This is a genomic window from Streptomyces kronopolitis, from assembly GCF_014646275.1.
GTDB lineage: Bacteria > Actinomycetota > Actinomycetes > Streptomycetales > Streptomycetaceae > Streptomyces > Streptomyces kronopolitis.
The window spans coordinates 58,373-79,918 of the sequence record NZ_BMND01000013.1 but is presented as its reverse complement, the minus strand read 5'-3'; the positions used below and the strand labels follow the sequence as shown (position 1 = coordinate 79,918).

General features: G+C 71.6%; 21 protein-coding genes. 18 read left to right on the top strand and 3 right to left on the bottom strand.

Annotated features, from left to right (window positions below; all coding sequences use genetic code 11):
• Positions 1-29: 29 nt before the first annotated feature.
• The 14 genes from IEY78_RS16480 (at position 30) to IEY78_RS16415 (ending at position 13,122) form a co-directional block, all read left to right on the top strand.
• The gene (locus IEY78_RS16480; RefSeq protein ID WP_189098959.1) at positions 30-677 is read left to right on the top strand and encodes an L-threonylcarbamoyladenylate synthase; all 648 of its coding nucleotides are present in this window, start codon (positions 30-32) and stop codon (positions 675-677) included.
• On the top strand, positions 677-1,348 hold the full coding sequence (locus IEY78_RS16475; RefSeq protein ID WP_189098957.1) for an arsenate reductase/protein-tyrosine-phosphatase family protein: 672 nt from the start codon (positions 677-679) through the stop codon (positions 1,346-1,348). The genes IEY78_RS16480 and IEY78_RS16475 overlap by 1 nt, the downstream gene beginning before the upstream one ends.
• 104 nt (positions 1,349-1,452) lie before the next feature.
• A complete protein-coding gene (glyA, locus tag IEY78_RS16470) occupies positions 1,453-2,832 on the top strand; it encodes a serine hydroxymethyltransferase (protein WP_189098955.1) in 1,380 nt (459 codons plus the stop codon).
• A gap of 99 nt (positions 2,833-2,931) precedes the next feature.
• Positions 2,932-4,281 (top strand): MraY family glycosyltransferase, encoded by a 1,350-nt coding sequence (locus IEY78_RS16465; RefSeq protein ID WP_189098953.1) that lies wholly within the window; start codon positions 2,932-2,934, stop codon positions 4,279-4,281.
• Between the two features lie 289 nt (positions 4,282-4,570).
• Positions 4,571-5,008: a Cg1360 family ATP-synthase-associated protein gene (locus IEY78_RS16460; protein WP_189098951.1), complete on the top strand. Its 438-nt coding sequence runs from the start codon at positions 4,571-4,573 to the stop codon at positions 5,006-5,008.
• A gap of 279 nt (positions 5,009-5,287) precedes the next feature.
• Positions 5,288-6,085, top strand: a complete 798-nt coding sequence (gene atpB / locus IEY78_RS16455) for a F0F1 ATP synthase subunit A (protein ID WP_189099090.1) — start codon at positions 5,288-5,290, stop codon at positions 6,083-6,085.
• Between the two features lie 76 nt (positions 6,086-6,161).
• Positions 6,162-6,422, top strand: coding sequence for an ATP synthase F0 subunit C (gene atpE, locus IEY78_RS16450; RefSeq protein WP_085922929.1), 261 nt, complete (start codon positions 6,162-6,164; stop codon positions 6,420-6,422).
• Between the two features lie 41 nt (positions 6,423-6,463).
• On the top strand, positions 6,464-7,030 hold the full coding sequence (locus tag IEY78_RS16445; protein WP_189098949.1) for a F0F1 ATP synthase subunit B: 567 nt from the start codon (positions 6,464-6,466) through the stop codon (positions 7,028-7,030).
• The gene (locus IEY78_RS16440; RefSeq protein WP_189098947.1) at positions 7,027-7,842 is read left to right on the top strand and encodes a F0F1 ATP synthase subunit delta; all 816 of its coding nucleotides are present in this window, start codon (positions 7,027-7,029) and stop codon (positions 7,840-7,842) included. The genes IEY78_RS16445 and IEY78_RS16440 overlap by 4 nt, the downstream gene beginning before the upstream one ends.
• Positions 7,843-8,056: 214 nt before the next feature.
• A complete protein-coding gene (atpA, locus tag IEY78_RS16435) occupies positions 8,057-9,649 on the top strand; it encodes a F0F1 ATP synthase subunit alpha (RefSeq protein ID WP_189098946.1) in 1,593 nt (530 codons plus the stop codon).
• Between the two features lie 20 nt (positions 9,650-9,669).
• Positions 9,670-10,590 (top strand): F0F1 ATP synthase subunit gamma, encoded by a 921-nt coding sequence (locus IEY78_RS16430; RefSeq protein WP_189098944.1) that lies wholly within the window; start codon positions 9,670-9,672, stop codon positions 10,588-10,590.
• 5 nt (positions 10,591-10,595) lie between these two features.
• Positions 10,596-12,038 carry a F0F1 ATP synthase subunit beta gene (atpD, locus tag IEY78_RS16425; protein WP_189098942.1) on the top strand — a complete coding sequence of 481 codons (1,443 nt, stop codon included), beginning with the start codon at positions 10,596-10,598 and terminating at the stop codon, positions 12,036-12,038.
• Positions 12,039-12,146: 108 nt separating this feature from the next.
• On the top strand, positions 12,147-12,530 hold the full coding sequence (locus IEY78_RS16420; RefSeq protein WP_189098940.1) for a F0F1 ATP synthase subunit epsilon: 384 nt from the start codon (positions 12,147-12,149) through the stop codon (positions 12,528-12,530).
• A gap of 145 nt (positions 12,531-12,675) precedes the next feature.
• The gene (locus tag IEY78_RS16415) at positions 12,676-13,122 is read left to right on the top strand and encodes a DUF2550 domain-containing protein (RefSeq protein ID WP_189098938.1); all 447 of its coding nucleotides are present in this window, start codon (positions 12,676-12,678) and stop codon (positions 13,120-13,122) included.
• Positions 13,123-13,332: 210 nt separating this feature from the next.
• On the opposite strand, the gene IEY78_RS16410 is transcribed toward IEY78_RS16415, so the two are convergent.
• On the bottom strand, positions 13,333-14,046 hold the full coding sequence (locus IEY78_RS16410) for a response regulator (RefSeq protein WP_189098936.1): 714 nt from the start codon (positions 14,044-14,046) through the stop codon (positions 13,333-13,335).
• Positions 14,043-15,287 (bottom strand): sensor histidine kinase, encoded by a 1,245-nt coding sequence (locus IEY78_RS16405; protein ID WP_229699993.1) that lies wholly within the window; start codon positions 15,285-15,287, stop codon positions 14,043-14,045. Before IEY78_RS16405 ends, IEY78_RS16410 begins: the two co-directional genes overlap by 4 nt.
• Positions 15,288-15,489: 202 nt before the next feature.
• Here IEY78_RS16405 and IEY78_RS16400 point away from each other — a divergent pair, with 202 nt between their 5' ends.
• Positions 15,490-16,077 (top strand): hypothetical protein, encoded by a 588-nt coding sequence (locus IEY78_RS16400; protein WP_189098934.1) that lies wholly within the window; start codon positions 15,490-15,492, stop codon positions 16,075-16,077.
• 99 nt (positions 16,078-16,176) lie between these two features.
• Here IEY78_RS16400 and IEY78_RS16395 read toward each other — a convergent pair whose 3' ends face one another.
• On the bottom strand, positions 16,177-16,749 hold the full coding sequence (locus IEY78_RS16395; protein ID WP_189098932.1) for a cob(I)yrinic acid a,c-diamide adenosyltransferase: 573 nt from the start codon (positions 16,747-16,749) through the stop codon (positions 16,177-16,179).
• Between the two features lie 538 nt (positions 16,750-17,287).
• Between IEY78_RS16395 and IEY78_RS16390 the strand changes: the two genes are divergently transcribed.
• From IEY78_RS16390 to IEY78_RS16380, 3 genes are all read left to right on the top strand, one after another.
• Positions 17,288-18,136 carry a 3-hydroxyacyl-CoA dehydrogenase family protein gene (locus tag IEY78_RS16390; RefSeq protein ID WP_189098930.1) on the top strand — a complete coding sequence of 283 codons (849 nt, stop codon included), beginning with the start codon at positions 17,288-17,290 and terminating at the stop codon, positions 18,134-18,136.
• Between the two features lie 145 nt (positions 18,137-18,281).
• A complete protein-coding gene (locus tag IEY78_RS16385; protein WP_006603077.1) occupies positions 18,282-18,605 on the top strand; it encodes an STAS domain-containing protein in 324 nt (107 codons plus the stop codon).
• 360 nt (positions 18,606-18,965) lie between these two features.
• Positions 18,966-21,530 carry an ATP-binding protein gene (locus IEY78_RS16380; protein ID WP_189098929.1) on the top strand — a complete coding sequence of 855 codons (2,565 nt, stop codon included), beginning with the start codon at positions 18,966-18,968 and terminating at the stop codon, positions 21,528-21,530.
• Positions 21,531-21,546: the final 16 nt, after the last annotated feature.

The window sequence follows — 21,546 nt, the reverse complement described above, 5'->3', positions numbered from 1 at the left end:
GTATTCGTTTCGCACGAGGAGGTCCCGTAATGGCACGGCGATACGACTGCAGCGACGCGACCGACCGCACTACCGGTCTGCGCGAGGCCGCCTCCGCCGTCCGCCGCGGTGAGCTGGTCGTGCTGCCGACCGACACCGTCTACGGCATCGGCGCGGACGCCTTCAGCGCCGAGGCCGTCGGCGACCTGCTGGAGGCCAAGGGCCGCGGCCGCGGGATGCCCTCCCCGGTCCTGGTCGGGTCCCCCAACACCCTGCACGGCCTGGTCACCGACTTCTCCGAGCAGGCCTGGGAGCTGGTCGACGCCTTCTGGCCCGGCGCGCTCACCCTCGTCGCCCGGCACCAGCCGTCGCTGACGTGGGACCTCGGCGAGACCCGCGGCACGGTCGCGGTGCGGATGCCGCTGCACCCCGTCGCGATCGAGCTGCTGACCGAGTTCGGCCCGATGGCCGTCTCCAGCGCCAACCTCACCGGCCACCCGTCCCCCCAGGACTGCGACGCCGCACAGGAGATGCTGGGCGACTCGGTCTCCGTCTACCTCGACGGCGGCCCGACGCCGGCCGCCGTGCCGTCCTCGATCGTCGACGTCACCGGCAAGACCCCGGTGCTGCTGCGCGCGGGCGCGATCAGCGCGGAAGAGCTGCGCAAGGTGGTACCCGAGCTCGAGGTGGCCAATTGATGTCGCCCCTCGGGCGTGGCATAGCGGGACCAGGCGACGGCTCTTCCCCCTCCGCATCCGTTTTCCGGATTCTCCACGTCAGCACCGGCAACGTGTGCCGCTCACCGATCACCGAGCGGCTGCACCGCCATGCCCTGGAACTGCGGCTGGGCGCGGCCCGCAGCGGCGGGCTGCTGGTGGAGAGCGCCGGCACCTGGGGCCACGAAGGCGCCCCCATGGAGACCCACGCCGCGACCGTGCTCACCGACTACGGCGCGGACCCGGACGGCTTCCTGGGCCGTGAGCTGCTCGACGAGCACGTCATCCGCGCCGACCTGGTGCTCACCGCCACCCGCGACCACCGCGCCCAGGTCATCTCGATGGGCCACTCCGCGGGGCTGCGCACCTTCACCCTGAAGGAGTTCAACCGCCTGGTGCGGGCCATAGACCCCGCCACCCTGCCCGAGCCCGACCCGCACCGGCCGGACGGCGGGCTGGTCGAGCGCGCCCGGGCACTGGTCGGCGCCGCCGCGGCGCTGCGCGGCTGGCTGCTGGCGCCCAACCCCGAGTCCGACGAGGTCTACGACCCCTACGGCGCCCCCATCACCTTCTTCCGCTCCATCGGCGACGAGATCAACCAGGCCCTCGACCCGGTCGTCACCGCCCTCACGGGAGTCCCGGCGCGCGCCTGACGCCCCGGGACGCGCCCGTGGCCCCTGTGGCCCGCACACCGCGCCCGATCGCCCTGCCGCGCCTACATTGGGACTACGTCCCCGTACGAGGCCCGGAGCAAGCGATGCCTGCCACCACCGCGTCACCCCGCAGCGAGACCCCGGACGCCCCCTCCCGGACCACCGGGCAGGCCGGCGCCGGCCCCTCCGAGACCCTCGCGGACCGCGCCCGGGCCGCCGCCGCGGACGCCGTCACCCGGCCGGCCGGCTCCCCGGACTTCGCCGCCCTGCTGCGCCAGGACCCGGAGATCGCCGGCGTCCTGCTCGGCGAGAGCGCCCGGCAGAGCGACGGACTCCAGCTGATCGCCGCGGAGAACTTCACCTCACCGGCCGTCCTCGCCGCCCTCGGCTCCCCGCTGGGCAACAAGTACGCCGAGGGCTACCCGGGCGCCCGGCACCACGGCGGCTGCGAGATCGTCGACCTCGCCGAGCGGATCGCCGTGGAGCGCGCCAAGGCCCTCTTCGGCGCCGAACACGCCAACGTCCAGGCCCACTCCGGGTCTTCGGCCGTGCTGGCCGCCTACGCCGCCCTGCTGCGCCCCGGTGACACCGTCCTGGCCATGTCCCTCCCGCACGGCGGACACCTCACCCACGGCTCGCCCGCGAACTTCTCCGGCCGCTGGTTCGACTTCGCCGGCTACGGCGTCGACGCGGAGACCGGGCTCCTCGACTACGACGCGATCCGCGAGCTGGCGCGCGCCCGCCGCCCCAAGGCCATCGTCTGCGGCTCGATCTCCTACCCCCGGCACCTCGACTACGCCGCCTTCCGGGACATCGCCGACGAGACCGGCGCCTATCTGATCGCCGACGTCGCCCATCCGCTCGGCCTGATCGCCGGGGGAGCGGCCCCCAGCCCCGTCCCGTACGCCGACGTGGTGTGCGCAACCACACACAAGGTGCTGCGCGGGCCGCGCGGCGGGCTGATCCTGTGCGGGGCGAAGCTGGCCGAGCGGATCGACCGCGCGGTGTTCCCGTTCACCCAGGGCGGCGCGCAGATGAACGCCGTCGCCGCCAAGGCCGTCGCCTTCGCGGAGGCCGCCACGCCCGCCTTCGCCGCGTACGCCCACCAGGTCACGGCCAACGCCCGCGCACTCGCCGAGGCGCTGGCCGGACACGGCCTGACGGTCACCACGGGCGGCACCGACACCCATCTGATCACCACCGACACCGCCCCGCTCGGCCTGGACGCGCGCACCGCCCGCGGCCGGCTGGCGGCCGCCGGGATCGTCCTGGACACCTGCGCGCTGCCCTGCGCCGAGGAGCCGGCGCGGGGCCGCACCGGCATCCGCCTGGGCACCGCCGCGGTGACCACCCAGGGGATGGGTGAGGCGGAGATGGCGCAGGTCGCGAAGCTGATCGTGGCGGCGCTGGAGGAGGACCCCGCGGCCCGCTCCGCGACTGTCGCTTTGGTCCGCGGCTTTCCGCCTTATCCCGATCACGGGTGACGGCCGGAACCGTTCGCCGGCATCCCGCGTCTTCCCCTGTATTCACGGCCGGGGGGCGGACACGCATAGGGTGTGGGGCTGTGATGGCCAGCTATACCGATGGGGCAGCCCGTGCGTGAATACCTGCTGACGCTGTGCGTCACGGCCGCGGTGACCTACCTGCTGACGGGGCCGGTGCGGAAGTTCGCGATCGCGGCCGGCGCGATGCCGGAGATCCGCGCCCGCGACGTGCACCGTGAGCCGACCCCGCGGCTCGGCGGGATCGCCATGTTCGGCGGGCTGTGCGCCGGTCTGCTGGTGGCCTCGCACCTGACCAACCTCAAGAGCGTCTTCGAGAACTCCAACGAGCCGCGGGCGCTGCTCTCCGGCGCCGCGCTGATCTGGATCCTCGGCGTCCTGGACGACAAGTGGGGCGTGGACGCGCTGGTCAAGCTCGGCGGCCAGATGATCGCCGCGGGCGTGATGGTCCTCCAGGGCCTGACGATCCTGTGGATCCCGATCCCCGGCGTCGGCACGGTCTCGCTGACGCCGATGCAGGGCACGCTGCTGACCGTCGCCCTGGTCGTCATCACCATCAACGCGGTGAACTTCGTGGACGGCCTGGACGGCCTCGCCTCCGGCATGGTGTGCATCGCGGCCGCGGCGTTCTTCATGTACGCCTACCGGATGTGGTTCGGCTACGGCATCGAGGCGGCCGCGCCCGCAACCCTGTTCTCGGTCGTTCTGATGGGCATGTGCCTGGGCTTCCTGCCGCACAACATGCACCCGGCGCGGATCTTCATGGGCGACTCCGGCTCGATGCTGATCGGCCTGGTGATGGCCGCCGGCGCGGTCTCGGTGACCGGCCAGGTCGACCCGGACCTGCTCAACCTGAAGGCCGGCGGTCTGCGCGAGGCGACCCACGCGATGGTGCCCGTCTACATCCCGCTGCTGCTGCCGCTGACGGTCATCGCGGTGCCGGTCGCCGACCTGATCCTGGCGATCGTGCGGCGTACGTGGAAGGGCCAGTCGCCGTTCGCCGCCGACCGCGGCCACCTGCACCACCGGCTGCTGGAGATCGGCCACTCGCACAGCCGGGCGGTGCTGATCATGTACTTCTGGTCGGCGCTGATCGCCTTCGGCGCGGTCGCCTACTCCGCGAACAACGCGAGCATGTGGATCGTGCTGGGCATCGTGCTGCTGAGCGCGGTGGGCCTGGTGCTGCTCCTGCTCCCGCGCTTCACCCCGCGTGCGCCGCAGTGGGCGGAGCGCATGGTGCCGCCGCGCTACCGCCGGCTGGCCCGCGCGGTGGTGGACCCGGCCGGAGCGGCCGCGGAGGCCGAGGCCGAGGCCGCCGCGGCGGCGGCGGAGGAGGAGCGCGAGCCGGTCCCGGCGGGCATCAACGGTGCCACCGCGATCGGAGACCGGTCACGCTTCGTGGACCGCCGGCGGGCGAACAGTCACCACTGATCCCGCCATCTTGTCGCCCGAACGTGCGTCAGGAATCGGGAGAGTTGACCCCATACCAGACAAAATTCGAGCTGTCAGTGCACCAACGCGCAGGTTCACGCTCACGTGTGACAGGGTCCACACGACCAGGTAAAGACCTCATCAAATAGTTTGTGATACCGTTCACGAAACCCGGCGACAGAGCCGGAGGGCCCTAGTGCGACGGCCCTCGGGCCTCAGGTTCCGCCTCAAGGCCGGGTCTACGCTCGTCCCTGACGAACACACCCCCATTTTTTGCCGGAGCGCCGCCATGCAGTCGAATGACGCCCGACTACTCCTTCACGCCCTCGTGCCCACGCTCGCCCTCGGCGCTGTCGCCGTCGGCGTGAGCGTCGCGGTCGCAGGCGCGAAAGGAGCGCTCGGCGCTGTCGTCGGCACCCTGCTGGTGGCGCTCGTCATGGGGGCCGGCCTGCTGGTCCTGCAGAAGACCGCAAAGAGTTTTCCGCAGCTGTTCCAGATGATGGGTCTGCTGCTCTACACGACGCAGATCCTGTTCGTGCTGGTGTTCCTGATCGTCTTCAAGGACACAACGCTCTTCGACACCAAGGCATTTGCGTTCACCCTGCTCGGCGCCACCCTCGTATGGATCGCGGCCCAGACCCACGGTCATATGAAGGCGAAGACTCTGTACGTGGAACCCGACTCCGCCGGGACGAAGAAGGCGGAGACGGCGGGGTCGCCGACGTGACACGTAGGGCCGAGATAAATGCCCACATGCGGGCCTGCTATCGTCCGGTGCCAACTGCGGCGCAGATGGCGCAGGCGGCTGAGCTCCCGGGTTCCACGCGCTGGAACGGGCAGTTCTCGCGGCCGATGCCTGTGATGTGGCCGGGCCCAGCGCCTGCCAGCCGCCCCCTAATCCGTAAGACCAGTCCAGTGCCGCTCCGTGGCTCAACGCCGCGCCGACACAACGAGGTTGCCGTACCCATGCGCCACGCTGAAGGAGCCCGCGGTGAGTGCTGAAACGATGCTCGCCTTCGACACGGAGTGCCACCTCTTCATTCCGGGGTGTGGCTTCGAGGCCCCGGGCCTTCATTCGTTCGTATTCGAACCCCTCTTCACCATCGGTGGCTACGAGTTCAACAAGCCGATGCTGCTGGCGTTCCTCAGCACGATCGTGGTGGTGGGGTTCTTCTGGGCCGCATTCGGTCGGGCCAAGGTCGTGCCCGGCAAGCTGCAGATGATCGGCGAGGCGGGCTACGACTTCGTGCGCCGCGGGCTCGTCTATGACGCGCTGGGGAAAAGGGAGGGTGACAAGTACGTCCCCTTCATGGTCTCGCTGTTCTTCTTCGTGTGGATGATGAACCTCTGGTCGATCATCCCGGTCATGGCGTTCCCGGTGACGTCGGTCATCGCGTTCCCGGTGGGCATGGCCCTGATCGTCTACGTCCTGTGGATGTACCTGACGTTCAAGAAGCAGGGCTTCGTCGGCGGCCTGAAGAACATCTCCGGCTATGACAAGTCGCTCGGCTGGGTGCTGCCGCTGATCATGGTGCTCGAGCTGCTCCAGCACCTGATCATCCGCCCGTTCACGCACGCGGTCCGGCTCTTCGCGAACATGTTCGCGGGTCACCTGCTGATCCTGCTGTTCACGATCGCGAGCTGGTACATGCTCAACGGCGTCGGCATCGTCTACGCGGGCGCGTCCTTCGTGATGACCATCGTGATGACCGCCTTCGAGCTCTTCATCCAGGCCGTCCAGGCGTATGTCTTCGTTCTCCTGGCCTGCAACTACGTCCAGGGCGCGCTCGCCGAGCACCACTGAGCACCCCGTCTCCCAGCCCAACAGCTGTCCGGTGGCCAACCCCCACCGGTACGTGAAATGAGAAGGAAGTAACGGCATGTCCGCTGCTCTCGAAATGGTCAACCTCGCCGCCGGCTCCGCCAAGACCAACGTCGTCGGCAACGTCGCCTCGATCGGTTACGGCCTCGCCGCGATCGGCCCCGGCGTCGGCGTCGGCATCATCTTCGGTAACGGCACCCAGGCCCTGGCCCGTCAGCCCGAGGCGGCCGGCCTGATCCGCACCAACCAGATCATGGGTTTCGCCTTCTGTGAGGCGCTCGCCCTGATCGGCATCGTCATGGGCTTCGTTTACCAGTAAACGAACCGCATCGACTATCCATTCAGACGGAAGGCACTGATGTGAACGCCCTGGCGAACATGGCGGCGGAGGTTCCCGAGAACCCCCTGGTCCCGCCGATTCCAGAGCTGGTCATCGGCCTGATCGCTTTCTTCATCGTCTTCGGCTTCCTGGCCAAGAAGTTCCTCCCGAACATCAACAAGGTTCTGGAAGAGCGCCGGAAGCAGATCGAAGGCCGCATTGAGGAGGCCGAGGCGACCCAGGCCGAGGCTCAGCAGGTGCTCGCGGACTACCGGGCCCAGCTGGCCGACGCCCGCCACGAGGCCGCGCGTCTGCGCCAGGAGGCGCAGGAGCAGGGCGCGACGCTCATCGCTGAGATGCGCGCCGAGGGCCAGCGGCAGCGTGAGGACATCATCGCTGCCGGTCACGCCCAGATCGAGGCTGACCGCAAGCAGGCTGCGCTGTCGCTGCGCCAGGACGTGGGCAAGCTCGCCACCGAACTGGCCGGCAAGCTCGTCGGCGAGTCCCTAGAGGACGCCGCCCGGCAGAGCCGGACCATCGACCGCTTCCTCGACGAGGTCGAGGCCAAGGCGGCGTCGGACACGACGAAGGCTGAGGCCGGCCGATGAACGGAGCGAGCCGCGAGGCACTCGCCTCCGCACGGGAGCGTTTCGACGCGCTGACGGACAACACCTCCGTCGACGCGGCGAAGCTCGCCGAGGAGCTTGCTGCCGTCACCGCTCTGCTCGACCGCGAGGTGTCGCTGCGTCGGGTCCTGACCGACCCGGCGCAGGCCGGTGAGGCCCGCGCCGAACTGGCCGGACGGCTGCTCGGCAGCCGGGTCGGCGGTCCGGCCGCCGACCTGGTGACCGGCATGGTCCGCTCCCGCTGGTCGCGCTCGCGCGACCTGACGGACGCGCTCGAGGAGCTGGCCTACAGCGCCGACCTCGTCGCCGCGCAGCGGGCCGGCCAGCTCGACGACGTCGAGGACGAGCTCTTCCGGTTCGGCCGCATCGTCAGCTCGAACCCCGAGCTGCGCCGTGCGCTCACCGACCGGAACGCGACGGTCGCGGCCAAGACGGACCTGCTGCACACGCTGCTGGGCGGCCGGGGCAACCCGGTCACCGAGCGTGTGGTGATCCGTCTTGTCGCACAGCCGCGGGGTCGTAGCCTGGAGGCGGGGCTCGACGCCCTCTCCAAGCTGGCGGCGAGCCGCCGGGACCGGATGGTCGCGGTGGTCACCTCCGCGGTGCCCCTCAGCGAAGGGCAGCGGCAGCGCCTGGGCGCTTCCCTGGCGCAGCTGTACGGACGGCAGATCCACCTGAACCTCGACGTGGACCCCGAGGTCCTCGGCGGCGTCCAGGTGCGGATCGGCGACGAGGTCATCAACGGGACCATCGCGGACCGTCTCGACGAGGCGGCCCGGCGGATGGCCGGCTGACCCAGCCACCAACTCAAGAGCTGCACAACCGGCGGCCAGCCGCCGGACCAGCCGGCCGGACCGAGAGGTCCGGCTGCGGTCCGGAACCGGCCCCGGGGACCAGCACAAGCATGACGGCGGCCCGAGTTGGGCCGTAAGCGGAAACCCCCCGGGGGACAGCCCCCCGGACACCCGCAAGTAACTTCGGGCCCAACAAGGAGAGCAGGGAACCCAGATGGCGGAGCTCACGATCCGGCCGGAGGAGATCCGGGACGCGCTGGAGAACTTCGTCCAGGCGTACAAGCCGGACGCGGCCTCGCGCGAGGAGGTCGGCACGGTCAGTGATGCCGGAGACGGCATCGCGCATGTCGAGGGCCTTCCCTCGGCGATGGCGAACGAACTGCTGAAGTTCGAGGACGGCACCCTCGGTCTTGCGCTGAACCTGGAAGAGCGCGAGATCGGTGCGGTCATCCTCGGTGAGTTCAGCGGCATCGAGCAGGGCCAGCCGGTGCAGCGCACCGGCGAGGTGCTGTCGGTCGCCGTGGGCGAGGGCTACCTCGGCCGCGTCGTCGACCCGCTGGGCAACCCGATCGACGGCCTCGGCGAGATCGAGTCCGAGGGCCGCCGCGCCCTGGAGCTGCAGGCCCCGGGCGTCATGGTCCGCAAGTCGGTCCACGAGCCCATGGAGACCGGCTACAAGGCCGTCGACTCCATGGTGCCGATCGGCCGCGGCCAGCGTCAGCTGATCATCGGCGACCGCCAGACCGGCAAGACCGCCCTGGCCGTCGACACGATCATCAACCAGCGCGACAACTGGCGCTCGGGCGACCCGAAGAAGCAGGTCCGCTGCATCTACGTCGCCATCGGCCAGAAGGGCTCCACCATCGCGTCCGTGCGCGGTGCGCTGGAGGAGGCCGGCGCCCTGGAGTACACCACCATCGTCGCCGCCCCGGCGTCCGACCCGGCGGGCTTCAAGTACCTCGCGCCCTACACCGGCTCGGCCATCGGCCAGCACTGGATGTACCAGGGCAAGCACGTCCTGATCATCTTCGACGACCTCTCGAAGCAGGCCGACGCCTACCGCGCCGTGTCCCTGCTCCTGCGCCGTCCGCCGGGCCGCGAGGCCTACCCGGGCGACGTCTTCTACCTGCACTCGCGTCTGCTGGAGCGCTGCGCCAAGCTCTCCGACGAGATGGGCGCCGGCTCGATGACCGGTCTGCCGATCGTCGAGACCAAGGCGAACGACGTGTCGGCCTTCATCCCGACCAACGTCATCTCCATCACCGACGGCCAGTGCTTCCTGGAGTCGGACCTCTTCAACGCGGGCCAGCGCCCGGCGCTGAACGTCGGTATCTCCGTCTCCCGTGTCGGTGGCTCGGCCCAGCACAAGGCCATGAAGCAGGTCTCCGGCCGGCTCCGCGTGGACCTCGCCCAGTACCGCGAGCTGGAGGCCTTCGCCGCCTTCGGTTCCGACCTGGACGCGGCCTCCAAGGCGCAGCTGGAGCGCGGTAAGCGCATGACCGAGCTGCTCAAGCAGGGTCAGTACGCCCCGTACTCCACCGAGGACCAGGTCGTCTCCGTCTGGGCCGGCACCAACGGCAAGATGGACGACGTCCCGGTCGAGGACATCCGCCGCTTCGAGCGGGAGCTCCTCGACCACCTCCACCGGGAGAAGAAGGACCTGCTGACCAGCATCCGCGAGGGCGGCAAGATGTCCGATGACACCATCGGCGCGATCGCCGAGGCCGTCGACGGCTTCAAGCGGCAGTTCGAGACCTCGGACGGCAAGCTGCTCGGCGAGGACGCCCCGGCCGGCACCAGCAAGTGACGACGGAAGGGACCTGATCCATGGGAGCCAAGCTCCGGGTCTACAAGCGTCGCATCCGCTCCGTCACCGCGACCAAGAAGATCACCAGGGCGATGGAGATGATCGCCGCCTCGCGCGTCGTCAAGGCGCAGCGCAAGGTGGCGGCATCGACGCCGTACGCGAGTGAACTGACCCGCGCGGTGACAGCGGTTGCCACGGGCTCGAACACCCAGCACCCGCTGACCACCGAGGTGGAGAACCCGACCCGGGCCGCGCTGCTGCTCATCACGAGCGACCGCGGCCTGGCCGGCGGCTACTCCGCCAACGTCATCAAGGCCGCGGAGCAGCTCACCGAGCGCCTCAAGGCCGAGGGCAAGGAGGTCGACGCCTACATCGTCGGCCGCAAGGGCGTGTCGTACTACAGCTTCCGCGAGCGCAAGGTCGTGGAGTCGTGGACCGGCTTCACCGACAGCCCGGTGTACGCGGACGCGAAGGCGATCGCCGCACCGCTGATCGAGGCCGTCCAGAAGGACACCGCCGAGGGCGGCGTGGACGAACTCCATATCGTCTACACCGAGTTCGTCTCGATGATGACGCAGACGGCGCTCGACGACCGGCTGCTGCCGCTCAGCCTGGACAAGGCCGTGGCGGAGTCCGAGGAGTCGGTCAAGGGCGAGATCCTTCCGCTCTTCGACTTCGAGCCGTCGGCCGAGGACGTCCTGGACGCCCTGCTGCCGCGGTACGTCGAGTCGCGGATCTACAACGCGCTTCTGCAGGCCGCCGCCTCCAAGCACGCCGCCACGCGCCGTGCGATGAAGTCGGCGACCGACAACGCAGAAGAGCTCATCAAGTCGCTCTCGCGGCTTGCCAATGAGGCCCGCCAGGCCGAAATCACCCAGGAAATCAGCGAGATCGTCGGTGGTGCCAGTGCTCTGGCCGACGCGACCGCGGGGAGTGACTGACCACTATGACCACCACTGTTGAAACGGCCACGGCAACGGGCCGCGTCGCGCGGGTCATCGGCCCGGTCGTCGACGTGGAGTTCCCCGTCGACGCGATGCCGGAGATCTACAACGCGCTGACCGTCGAGGTCTCCGACCCGGCCGACGCCGGCAAGAAGAAGACCCTGACCCTCGAGGTAGCCCAGCACCTGGGCGAGGGCCTGGTCCGTGCCATCTCGATGCAGCCCACCGACGGCCTGGTCCGCCAGGCCTCGGTGACCAACACCGGCGCGGGCATCACCGTGCCCGTCGGCGACATCACCAAGGGCAAGGTGTTCAACACCCTCGGTGAGATCCTCAACAAGCCGGAGGCGGCTGCCGAGGTCACCGAGCGCTGGCCCATCCACCGCAAGGCGCCCGGCTTCGACCAGCTCGAGTCCAAGACCGAGATGTTCGAGACCGGCATCAAGGTCATCGACCTGCTGACCCCGTACGTCAAGGGCGGCAAGATCGGTCTGTTCGGTGGTGCCGGTGTCGGCAAGACCGTTCTGATCCAGGAAATGATCTACCGCGTGGCCAACAACCACGACGGTGTGTCGGTGTTCGCCGGTGTCGGCGAGCGCACCCGTGAGGGCAACGACCTCATCGAGGAGATGTCGGACTCCGGCGTCATCGACAAGACCGCGCTGGTCTTCGGTCAGATGGACGAGCCGCCGGGCACCCGTCTGCGTGTCGCCCTGGCCGGTCTGACCATGGCGGAGTACTTCCGCGATGTGCAGAAGCAGGACGTGCTGTTCTTCATCGACAACATCTTCCGGTACACCCAGGCGGGTTCCGAGGTGTCGACCCTGCTCGGCCGGATGCCCTCCGCGGTGGGCTACCAGCCGAACCTGGCCGACGAGATGGGCCTCCTCCAGGAGCGCATCACCTCGACCCGTGGTCACTCGATCACCTCCATGCAGGCGATCTACGTCCCCGCGGACGACCTGACCGACCCGGCGCCGGCGACCACCTTCGCCCACCTGGACGCGACCACCGTTCTGTCGCGTCCGATCTCGGAGAAGGGCATCTACCCGGCGGTGGACCCGCTGGACTCGACGTCCCGGATCCTGGACCCCCGCTACATCTCGCAGGACCACTACGACTGCGCCTCGCGCGTCAAGACGATCCTGCAGAAGTACAAGGACCTCCAGGACATCATCTCGATTCTGGGTATGGACGAGCTCGGCGAGGAGGACCGTCTCACGGTCTACCGCGCCCGGCGGATCGAGCGGTTCCTGTCGCAGAACACCCACGTGGCCAAGCAGTTCACCGGTGTGGACGGCTCAGACGTGCCGCTGGACGAGTCGATCGCGGCCTTCAACGCGATCGCCGACGGCGAGTTCGACCACTACCCGGAGCAGGCCTTCTTCATGTGCGGTGGTCTTGAGGACCTCAAGAACAACGCCAAGGAGCTGGGCGTCTCCTGACCCCGGTATCGGCCCCGGGGGCGGCCCTGGCCGCCCCCGGTGTGCACGACCACTAGTATTTGACCCAACACCTGCCGAACCAGGCAGGTGGAGACCCGAGGAGCCATCGTGGCTGAGCTGCACGTCGAGTTGGTCGCCGCGGACCGCAAGGTCTGGTCGGGCAAGGCCAGCCTGGTCGTCGCGCGCACCTCGTCGGGCGACATCGGCGTCATGCCCGGACACCAGCCGCTGCTGGGCGTGCTGCAGTCGGGCCCGGTGACGATTCGTACGACCGGCGAGAGCGGGGACGGCACCGTCGTCGCCGCGGTGCACGGCGGCTTCATGTCGTTCGCCGACAACAAGCTGTCTCTGCTCGCGGAGATCGCGGAACTGTCCGACGAGATCGATGTCCAGCGCGCGGAGCGGGCCCTGGAGCGAGCGAAGTCGGAGGCCGACGCGGCCGCCGAGCGCCGCGCCGATGTCCGGCTGCGTTCGGTGACGGGCGTTCACTGAGCCCCGGCACCGTCGAGATCGATCCTCAGCCGCGGGCTGCCCGGAACACTCCGGAGCGGCCCGCGGCTGAGGCAATGCAGGTGCGTTTCCCTGCTCCCGGGCTCGGCCCGGGGGTCCCCCCACCGAGGCGAGGAGGTCGGTCGAGATGGTCCTCGCTCTGCTTGTGAGCGGCGCGGTCGTGGTGGTCCTGGTGCTGCTGGGACTGTTCGTCTTTGGACTCCGACGGCGGCTCATCCAGCGCTCCGGCGGCACCTTCGACTGCAGCCTGCGCTGGAACGTGCCGGAGAAAGAGTCCGGCGGCAAGGGCTGGATCTACGGTGTGGCGCGGTACAACGGCGACCGGATTGAGTGGTTCCGGGTGTTCTCCTACGCGCCCCGGCCACGCCGGACGCTGGAGCGCTCCGCCATCGAGGTCCTGGAGCGCCGCACTCCCCAGGGCGAGGAGGAGCTGGCGCTGCTCTCCGACTCGATCGTGCTGGCCTGCCGGCACCGCGGCACCCGCCTGGAACTGGCGATGAGCGAGGACGCCCTCACCGGCTTCCTCGCCTGGCTGGAGGCGGCCCCGCCCGGGCAGCGGGTGAATGTGGCGTGAGACGGGGGCGCGCGGGGGCGTGATCAGCTGTCGCCGTTCGCTTGAGCCTGCCGCCTGCCGCCTGCCGCCTGCCGCCTGATGCCCTGACGGCCGGGCACCGGCCCAGGGGGTTCGCCCGTGTCGGCTGCCCCGGGAATGTTGCCCGGGCTCGTCGCGTTGAGGCCCCGAAGGGGGCGCCGGTGACCCCTACGGGATCTGTTCGGCAGCCCCCTACGGCCCCTCCACCCCCAACTCCCGTGCCAGTACCGCCGCTTGCATCCGGCTGCGCAGGGCCAGTTTTCCCAGTAGCCGGCTGACGTGTGTCTTCACGGTGGCCTCCGCCATCACCAGCCGCCGCGCGATGTCGGCGTTCGACAGCCCGTGGCCCAGGCACCCCAGTACCTCCCGCTCGCGCGGCGTCAGCGCGTCCAGGACCCCCGGATCGGGGGCCGTCCCGTCCGCCGGCCGCGTCGCCGTAGGGCGACCGGCGAACTCCGCGAGCAGCCGCCGGGTCACCGCCGGCGCGATCAGCCCCTCGCCGGACGCCACGGTGCGCACCGCGGTCAGCAGCGTGGCGGCGTCGCTGTCCTTGAGCAGGAAGCCCGCGGCCCCCGCCCGCAGTGCCCCGAAGACGTATTCGTCCAGGTCGAAGGTGGTCAGCACCAGCACGTCCGCGAGCTGTTCGGCGACGATCCGGCGGGTGGCGGACACCCCGTCGAGCCGGGGCATCTGGATGTCCATGAGGACCAGCGCGGGGCGCAGCGCGCGGGCCAGCCGTACCGCCTCCTCGCCGTCCGCGGCCTCCCCGACGACCTCGATGTCGGGGGCGGAACGCAGGATGAGGACGAGTCCGGCCCGGACGGCGGACTGGTCCTCGGCGACCAGCACCCGGACGGGTTCCGCCGAGCCTCCGGTCCGCGCGTCCGTCGTGCCGCGGGTGGTCACGATGCTTCCTCCTCGGCGGGGAGTGCTGCCCGGACCAGCCAGAACCGGCCGTCCGGTTGCTGGGCCGGACCGGCCTCGAACGCCCCGCCCAGCAGGGCGATCCGCTCGCGCATCCCGATCAGGCCGGTGCCGGAGCCGGGTGCCCGGGGGCCGGGCCGCTCGGCGAAGGGGCTGCGGACGGCGACGGTGAGCGTCCCGTCGTGCTCCCGGGCGAGGCGGACGCGCACCTCGCCGGGGGCGGCGTGCTTGAGGGCGTTGGTCAGTGCTTCCTGGACGATGCGGTACGCGGCCAGCTCGACCGGGGCCGCGGGCCTCGGCGCGGCCCCGGTGCCGTGCGGGGCGCGGGCGTCGTCCAGCACGAAGGTCAGCCCGCTGCTCGCGCCGCCGGTACGGGCCTGGTCGAGCAGGGCGTCCAGGCCGTCGAGGGCGGGGGTGGCGGCGGGCGCGTCCTTCGCGCCGGTGGGCGCCGGGTTCCGCAACAGCCTGATGAGACGGCGCATTTCGGACAGACCTTGCACGCTGTTCTCGCGGATCACCCCGAGCGCCTCACGGGTCGCCGACGGGTCGTCGATGGACTGCGCGGCGGTGGAGTGGATCGCGATGGCGGACAGATGGTTGGCGACCACGTCGTGCAACTCGCGCGCCATCCGGGCCCGCTCGCCGGCCACCGCCCGCGCCCGGTCCCGTTCCGCCAGCAGCGCGATCCGCTCGGCCCGCAGCCGGGCGGCCTCCGCGGCGTCGCGGTGCTCACGGAGCATCAGGCCGGTCCACGCCGGGGCGATGGTGATCAGCGCGAGGCCGATCGCGACCAGGACGACCTGCGGATTGCGCCACACCGCGGTCAGTACGCCGGTCCCCAGGACCGTCACCAGGACGCAGTGCAGCGAGATCCGGCGGGCCGCGCCCGGCGGACCGTGGAGCACCGCGGCGTAGACCACGTCCGTGAACATCAGGACGGTGACGACCAGGTTGGCGGTGCAGACGTCCAGCGCCAGCGCCGGTACCGCGACGGCCAGCGCCACCAGCGGGGCCGTCCGGCGCATCAGCTCCGCCAGCGACATCGCGGCGAGCGCGAGCAGGGTCAGCGCGGGCGGCAGACCCAGCTGCGGGGGACCGCCGTGCTGCCCCAGCGTCCACAGCAGCAGCCCGCCGAGCAGCCCGCCGCCCGCGAGGAGCACATCGAGGCGGTGCGGCCGGCGGGCGATGGCGGTGGCGGCGTCGGTGGGGGATCGGGCGATCACCCCTCCATCCAACACGGCGGCGCGGCCCGTCGCGTCCCCGTTGGGGACACCCGCGGGGAGGCGGGCTACATCGAAAGATGCAGCCCCGGATCGTCGCGGGCGAGGAGGTGCCGGGCGGCGGCCGCTGACAGGCTCAAGTGGTGCGGCTCAGGAGACTGTGCGGACAGTCCATGGGGCCGGGGGAAGGGAAAGGGGGACAGCCGTGGTCGTCACGCTGATCATCGTCTGCGAGGTCGGTTTCTGGGTGCTGCTGGCAGCCGGTCTGGCGCTGCGCTACCTGGCCGGGATGCGGCGCACCGGTGCCGCGGTGCTGCTGCTGGAGCCGCTGCTGGAGCTGGTGTTGCTGGTCGTCACCGCGATCGACCTGAGGAACGGGGCGACGGCGGACTGGAAACACGGGCTGGCCGCCGTCTACATCGGCTACACCGTCGCCTACGGCCACTACACGATCACCTGGGTCGACGCCCGGGTCGCGCACCGTTTCGCGGGCGGCCCGCCGCCGGTCAAGCCGCCCCGCTACGGGATGGCCCGCGCCCGGCACGAGGGCCTGCTGTGGCTGCGTACGGTGCTGATGGCGGTCGTTGCCGCCGCGCTGCTGCAGTGCGCGATCCGGTTCGTCGGCGACGGCGACACCGGCTCGCTGCGCGGCTGGCAGGCCGTCACGCTGCGCGCCGTCGTTCTCCACGGCGTGATCGCGCTGACCTATCTGCTCTGGCCGAAGAAGGACCCGGGCCGCGGTGCCGCCGCCGACGGCGAGGCGGCCGGGCCGCGGCACAAGACGCTCCGTTAGGCCGCCGGTCCGCCGGTCCGCCGGTCCGCCGGTCCGCCGGTCCGCCTGTCTGCCGGACCGCCGCGCGCCCCGCCCGGCCCGGGCAGGGCGCAGGAGGGCTCAGCGCTCGCCGCCCGGCACCCACAGCACGTCCCCGACCTCCTTGTTGGCCGTGCGCGCCAGGATGAACAGGAGGTCGGAGAGGCGGTTGAGGTAGGTGGCGGTCAGCGGGTTCATCGTCTCGCCGTGCTCCTCGAAGGCCGCCCAGGTCGCGCGCTCGGCACGGCGGACGACCGTGCAGGCCTGGTGCAGCAGCGCGGCGCCGGCCGTCCCGCCGGGGAGGATGAAGCTGCGCAGCTTCTCCAGCTCGGCCAGGAAGCGGTCGCAGTCGGCCTCCAGCTTGTCGATGTAGCTCTGCTCGACGCGCAGCGGCGGGAACTCCGGGTTCTCCACCACCGGTGTGGAGAGGTCAGCGCCGACGTCGAAGAGGTCGTTCTGCACCCGCAGCAGCACCGCGGTGACGTCCTCGGGCAGCGAGCCGAGCGCGAGGGCCACACCGAGCGCCGCATTGGCCTCGTTGGCGTCCGCGTACGCCGCGATCCGCGAGTCGGTCTTGGCGGTACGGCTCATGTCGCCCAGGGCGGTGGTGCCCTTGTCGCCGGTCCGGGTGTAGATGCGCGTCAGATTCACCATGCGGACGAGCCTACGCGGCCGACCTGCGGAAGGCCCGGGTGCGCGGGCGGGGTGGCCACTCCTCGCGGCCCGTCCCCGGCCGCTCCGGGAGGGGGACGCGACCACCGGGGGGAGAGAGGCCGGTGCCCCAAAGGGCGCCCGGGTGCCGGGCTGATGCCGGGCCAGATCACCCGGTCCCACCGGAGCCTGACGCACTGGAGGGCGCAGTTGCCGCCCGCCGGCCGGGACCCGCGCGGGCCTCCCGGGAGGCGCCGGTCCCCCTCGGCGAGAGGGCGGGGACGCCACGGGGCAAAGGTGCTCAACTGCGCCGTACGGTCAGCCGGCTGACGGCGGAGTGTCCGGATCGTTCCCCCGCGGCGCACCCCGTCGGTGTGATGTCCGTCATGGATAATCGGCGCCGTGGCCCGAAGCGCCTCGTTACAGGCCGGTGGTCGGGTGACGGGCGGGCGTGACGCGCATCTCTTACTCTCCAAAGGATCGCCCACGACCGCTAACGTCACCCACGACCGTCAAAAGCACAGGGTGTGAGGGGACAGCAGTGGCAAAGAAGCTCGCCGTCATCGGCGCCGGACTCATGGGGTCCGGTATCGCGCAGGTCTCGGCCCAGGCGGGCTGGGACGTGGTCCTCCGCGACGTGACGGACGAGGCGCTGGCCCGGGGCAAGGGCGGCATCGAGGCCTCGTACGAGAAGTTCGTCGCCAAGGGCAAGCTCGCGGCGTCCGACGCCGAACAGGCGCTGGCCCGCATCACCACCACGACCGACCTGGAAGCCACCGCCGAGGCCGACATCGTCGTCGAGGCCGTCTTCGAGCGGATCGACGTCAAGCGGGAGATCTTCCAGACGCTGGACAAGCTCGTCAAGGACGAGGCGGTACTGGCCTCCAACACGTCCGCCATCCCGATCACCAAGATCGCGGCGGCGACCTCCCGCCCCGAGCGGGTCGTCGGTGCGCACTTCTTCTCGCCGGTGCCGATGATGCAGCTGTGCGAGTTGGTGCGCGGCTACAAGACCAGCGACGAAACCCTCGCCACCGCCCGGGAGTTCGCCGAGTCGGTGGGCAAGACCTGCGTCGTCGTCAACCGCGACGTCGCCGGTTTCGTCACCACCCGCCTGATCTCGGCGCTGGTCGTCGAGGCCACCAAGCTCTACGAGTCGGGCGTGGCCAGCGCCGAGGACATCGACACCGCCTGCAAGTTGGGCTTCGGCCACGCGATGGGACCGCTCGCCACCGCCGACCTGACCGGCATCGACATCCTGATGCACGCCACCGACAACATCTACACCGAGTCCCAGGACGAGAAGTTCGCACCGCCGGAGATCATGCGCCGGATGGTCGATGCGGGCGATATCGGACGCAAGAGTGGGCAAGGCTTCTACACGCACTGATGCCGGGTCAGGGCCGTCGGCCCGATCGGCTCACCCCGCGGGGTGAATTCGGGTATCGGTTCGCTTACAGGCGGCAACTTCGCCGCATGAGAGGCAGTCAGATCTGTAGACGTCCAGGCACCACCCATGACACCGGGGAGCGCATATGCACATCAGGGGCGACCACGCCGAGCTGGTCGTCGGGGGCCGCCTCGACGTCCGCAGCGCGGCGGACGCCCGAACGGCCCTGCACGCCGCCGTCGACTCCGGTCGCGGCGATCTCGTGCTGGACCTGACCGAGCTGGATTCCTGGGACGCCACCGGCCTCGGCGTGATCATGGGCGCGCACCGCCGTGCGGGCCGGGTCAACCGCAGGCTGGTGCTGCGCGGAGTGCCGCCCCAGATGCAGCGCCTGCTGGTCGCCACCCGGCTGCACCGCATCCTCGCGATCGAGGGCGGCATCGAAGCGGAAACGCTTCCCCGGGTGTGAGGCGGGGCGCCACGCCGCCCGGACGGCCCGCGCACGGCGCCGGGACGGGGACCGGGCGATCACCACAGCACGGCACAGCGCGAAAAGCGTGCCGCGCCGCGTAAGAAAAATGTCGTAAAGAGCGCGATACCGGCCAATCCCGGAACTTCCGGTCAGGACCGGGCCCCGGCGGCGTGCCGGTCTCGCGCCAGGTCTAGGGTTTGGATCCCGCCCGTATGTCACCATCCGCGGCGGGATCCGGACCGGACGCGACGGCGAACGACCAGCCGCCGGAGCCGGACAAGCGCAGCCGGCACGACGCCCGGCCTCCTGGGTGCCCGTCGGAGGCGGCGCGGAACGAAGCATCTGGGAGCTTTCAGCATGGACCCGAACACGCACCGGGGGCCCGAGGAGTACGGCGAGCAGGACGGCCCCACCGAGCCGCCGGTCCCCGCGCCCGCCGGCCCGCAGAGCGGCTCCAGGGGGCTCGCCCGCGTCGTCCGGGTCGTCTCCGGCGGCTACCTCCTCACCGTCAATCCCGTCGACGGCAGCGAAATAGAACCCTGCCCGCCGGGTGAGGTCCCCGCGGCCCCCGACAAGCTCGGCCAGGAGGAGCGCGACGCCGCCGCCCGCGCGGCGGCGCCCCCGCAGCCCCCGGGCCCGGACCGGCCCGCCGGGCGGCAGACCGTCCTCGAAGAGCGCACCGAGGACACCGAGCGCCTGGTCCGGCTGCTCTCCCGGGGCCGCTCGGTGCGCCTCACCGGCCCCTCCGGCTCGGGCCGCACCCGGCTGCTGGACGCCGTCTCCGAGGCCTGCGCCGACCTCGCCCCGGACGGGGTGATCCGGCTCTCCGGCTACCACCGCAACACCACCGACCTGCTGTACGCACTGTTCGCGGCCGTCCACCGGGCCCCGCAGCACCGCCCCGACCGGGCCGGGATGCTGCGCCGGGTCGCCGACATCGGCGCCATCGTCGTGCTGGACGACCTGGAGTTCGGCGGCGCCGCGCTCGACGAGCTGCTCGACGCCACCCCCGAGTGCGCCTTCCTGATCGCCGCCACCCCCGACGTCGCGGCCCCCAGCCCCGCCTCGCACCTCGAAGAGGTCTTCCTCGGCGGCCTGGGCCGCGGCGGCTGCGTGCGGATGCTGGAGCGCGCCGTGGAGCGGCCGCTGACCGACGACGAGGAGGCCTGGGCCGCCGACCTCTGGTTCGAGTCCGAGGGGCTGCCGCTGCGGTTCGTGCAGGCGGCCGCCCTGCTGCGGCAGCGCGACCGGCTGCTCGCCGGGCCGGGCGCCCTCGACGACGGCTACGGCCTCTTCCCCGCCGAGGCGCCGGACGCCGGCGCACCGGACGCCGGGGCGGGCGAGGACCCCGAGGTGCCGCTGCCGTCCCTCGGCGAGGCCGCCGCCCCCGCCCCGCTGCTGGCCTCCCGGCTGAGCGGGGCCGCGCGCGAGACGCTGCGGCTGGCCGTCGCCCTCGGCGGCGAGCTGCCGCACCCGGCGCATCTGCCGGCCCTCACCGAGGACACCCATGCCGACGCGGCCCTCGGCGACCTGCTGGACTGCGGGCTGATCACCCCGGTCGCGGGCCACTACCGGCTCGCCGCCACCGTCCAGGACCAGCTGACCGCGGCCGGCTACGCGGAGGGCGCCGCCGCCCGGGCGCACACCGTCGCCCAGCACTACGCCTGGTGGGCCGGCCACCCCTCGGTCACCCCCGAGCGGGCCGCCGCGGAGTCCGACGTGGCGTTGGCCGCGATGGGCGTGCTGACCGGCAGCCGGGAGAGCGGGCACACCAGCGCGGCCGTGCTGCTCGCCCGTACGGCCGCCCCGGCGTTCGCCGCGGCGCTGCACTGGAACGCCTGGGAGCGCACCCTGCGGCACGGCCAGGAGGCCGCACGGCTGGCCGGCGAGGTCGCCGAGGAGGCCTACTTCCACCACGAGCTGGGAGTGCTGGCGCTGTGCACCGGCAACCTCGACCGGGCGCGCGCCGAACTGGAGGCCTCCATCGGGCTGCGCGGGGTGCTCTCCGACCGCGACGGCGCGGTGGCCGGCCGCCGCGCCCTGGCGCTGGTCACCGACAGCTCCCGGGCCGCTGCCGCCGCCGCGGCCACCACCACCCTTCCGAAGGCTCCCGGCGCCGCCGCGCGCAAGCCCGACCTGGCGAAGAGCCCGGCGGCCACCCCGCCCGGCGGCGTGACGGCGGCGACACCGCGGGCCGCCGGCGCCGAGGAGGCGGCGACCGTCGTCGTCCGCGAATCCGCCCCGGCCGCCGCCACGACGGCCGCCCCGGCCGTGACCGTGAGCCACCGGGCGGGCGGCAGGCGGATGTTCGGCAGAGCCCGCCGCAATGTCGTGGCCGCCGGCGCGGGCGCCCTGCTGGCCGCCGTCCTCGGCACCGTCGTCAGCCTCGGCATGTCGTCCGGCAACGAGCGTCACGACGACAAGGTCAGCACCGAACAGACCACGGACGACGACGGCGCCGCCACCGACACCCCGGCGGAACAGCCCGCCACCGGCACCGACCAGCTGCCGTTGCGGCCCGGCGACCCCCACCCCGGCACCCCCGGGCACCCGGCGTCCCCGTCCCCGTCGTCCGGCAGCCCCAGCGCCAGTGGTTCGCCCGGCGGACCGAGCACCGGCCCGACGGACCCGACGACCGGCCCCACCGAACCGACCGGACGGCCCACCACGCCCACCGGCCGGCCGACGCGTCCCACGAAGCCGCCGACCGGCGAGCCGAGCAGTCCCCCGCCGTCGGACGAGCCGACCGACAGCCCCAGCCCGACGCCCACCAAGTCCTCCACGGGCAAGCCGTCGACGGAGAGCCCCTCCCAGTCCGCTGCCGCCCCCTCCGGCGGCTCCACGGGGGGCCGCACGCCCGGTGGCATGCCGTCGGACGGCGGTGCCTCCTCCGGCGGCACGGCGAGTTCCCCGGCGGGCTGACGGCCCGCACACGACA

Coding starts and splice junctions, on each gene's coding strand:
- IEY78_RS16415 (WP_189098938.1), top strand. CDS start 12,676: ATGGTCCTCGCTCTGCTTGTGAGCGGCGCGGTCGTGGTGGTCCTGGTG.
- glyA (WP_189098955.1), top strand. CDS start 1,453: ATGCCTGCCACCACCGCGTCACCCCGCAGCGAGACCCCGGACGCCCCC.
- atpB (WP_189099090.1), top strand. CDS start 5,288: ATGCTCGCCTTCGACACGGAGTGCCACCTCTTCATTCCGGGGTGTGGC.
- IEY78_RS16460 (WP_189098951.1), top strand. CDS start 4,571: ATGCAGTCGAATGACGCCCGACTACTCCTTCACGCCCTCGTGCCCACG.
- atpA (WP_189098946.1), top strand. CDS start 8,057: ATGGCGGAGCTCACGATCCGGCCGGAGGAGATCCGGGACGCGCTGGAG.
- atpD (WP_189098942.1), top strand. CDS start 10,596: ATGACCACCACTGTTGAAACGGCCACGGCAACGGGCCGCGTCGCGCGG.
- IEY78_RS16475 (WP_189098957.1), top strand. CDS start 677: ATGTCGCCCCTCGGGCGTGGCATAGCGGGACCAGGCGACGGCTCTTCC.
- IEY78_RS16480 (WP_189098959.1), top strand. CDS start 30: ATGGCACGGCGATACGACTGCAGCGACGCGACCGACCGCACTACCGGT.
- IEY78_RS16440 (WP_189098947.1), top strand. CDS start 7,027: ATGAACGGAGCGAGCCGCGAGGCACTCGCCTCCGCACGGGAGCGTTTC.
- IEY78_RS16380 (WP_189098929.1), top strand. CDS start 18,966: ATGGACCCGAACACGCACCGGGGGCCCGAGGAGTACGGCGAGCAGGAC.
- IEY78_RS16385 (WP_006603077.1), top strand. CDS start 18,282: ATGCACATCAGGGGCGACCACGCCGAGCTGGTCGTCGGGGGCCGCCTC.
- IEY78_RS16395 (WP_189098932.1), bottom strand. CDS start 16,749: ATGGTGAATCTGACGCGCATCTACACCCGGACCGGCGACAAGGGCACC.
- IEY78_RS16465 (WP_189098953.1), top strand. CDS start 2,932: ATGGGGCAGCCCGTGCGTGAATACCTGCTGACGCTGTGCGTCACGGCC.
- IEY78_RS16430 (WP_189098944.1), top strand. CDS start 9,670: ATGGGAGCCAAGCTCCGGGTCTACAAGCGTCGCATCCGCTCCGTCACC.
- atpE (WP_085922929.1), top strand. CDS start 6,162: ATGTCCGCTGCTCTCGAAATGGTCAACCTCGCCGCCGGCTCCGCCAAG.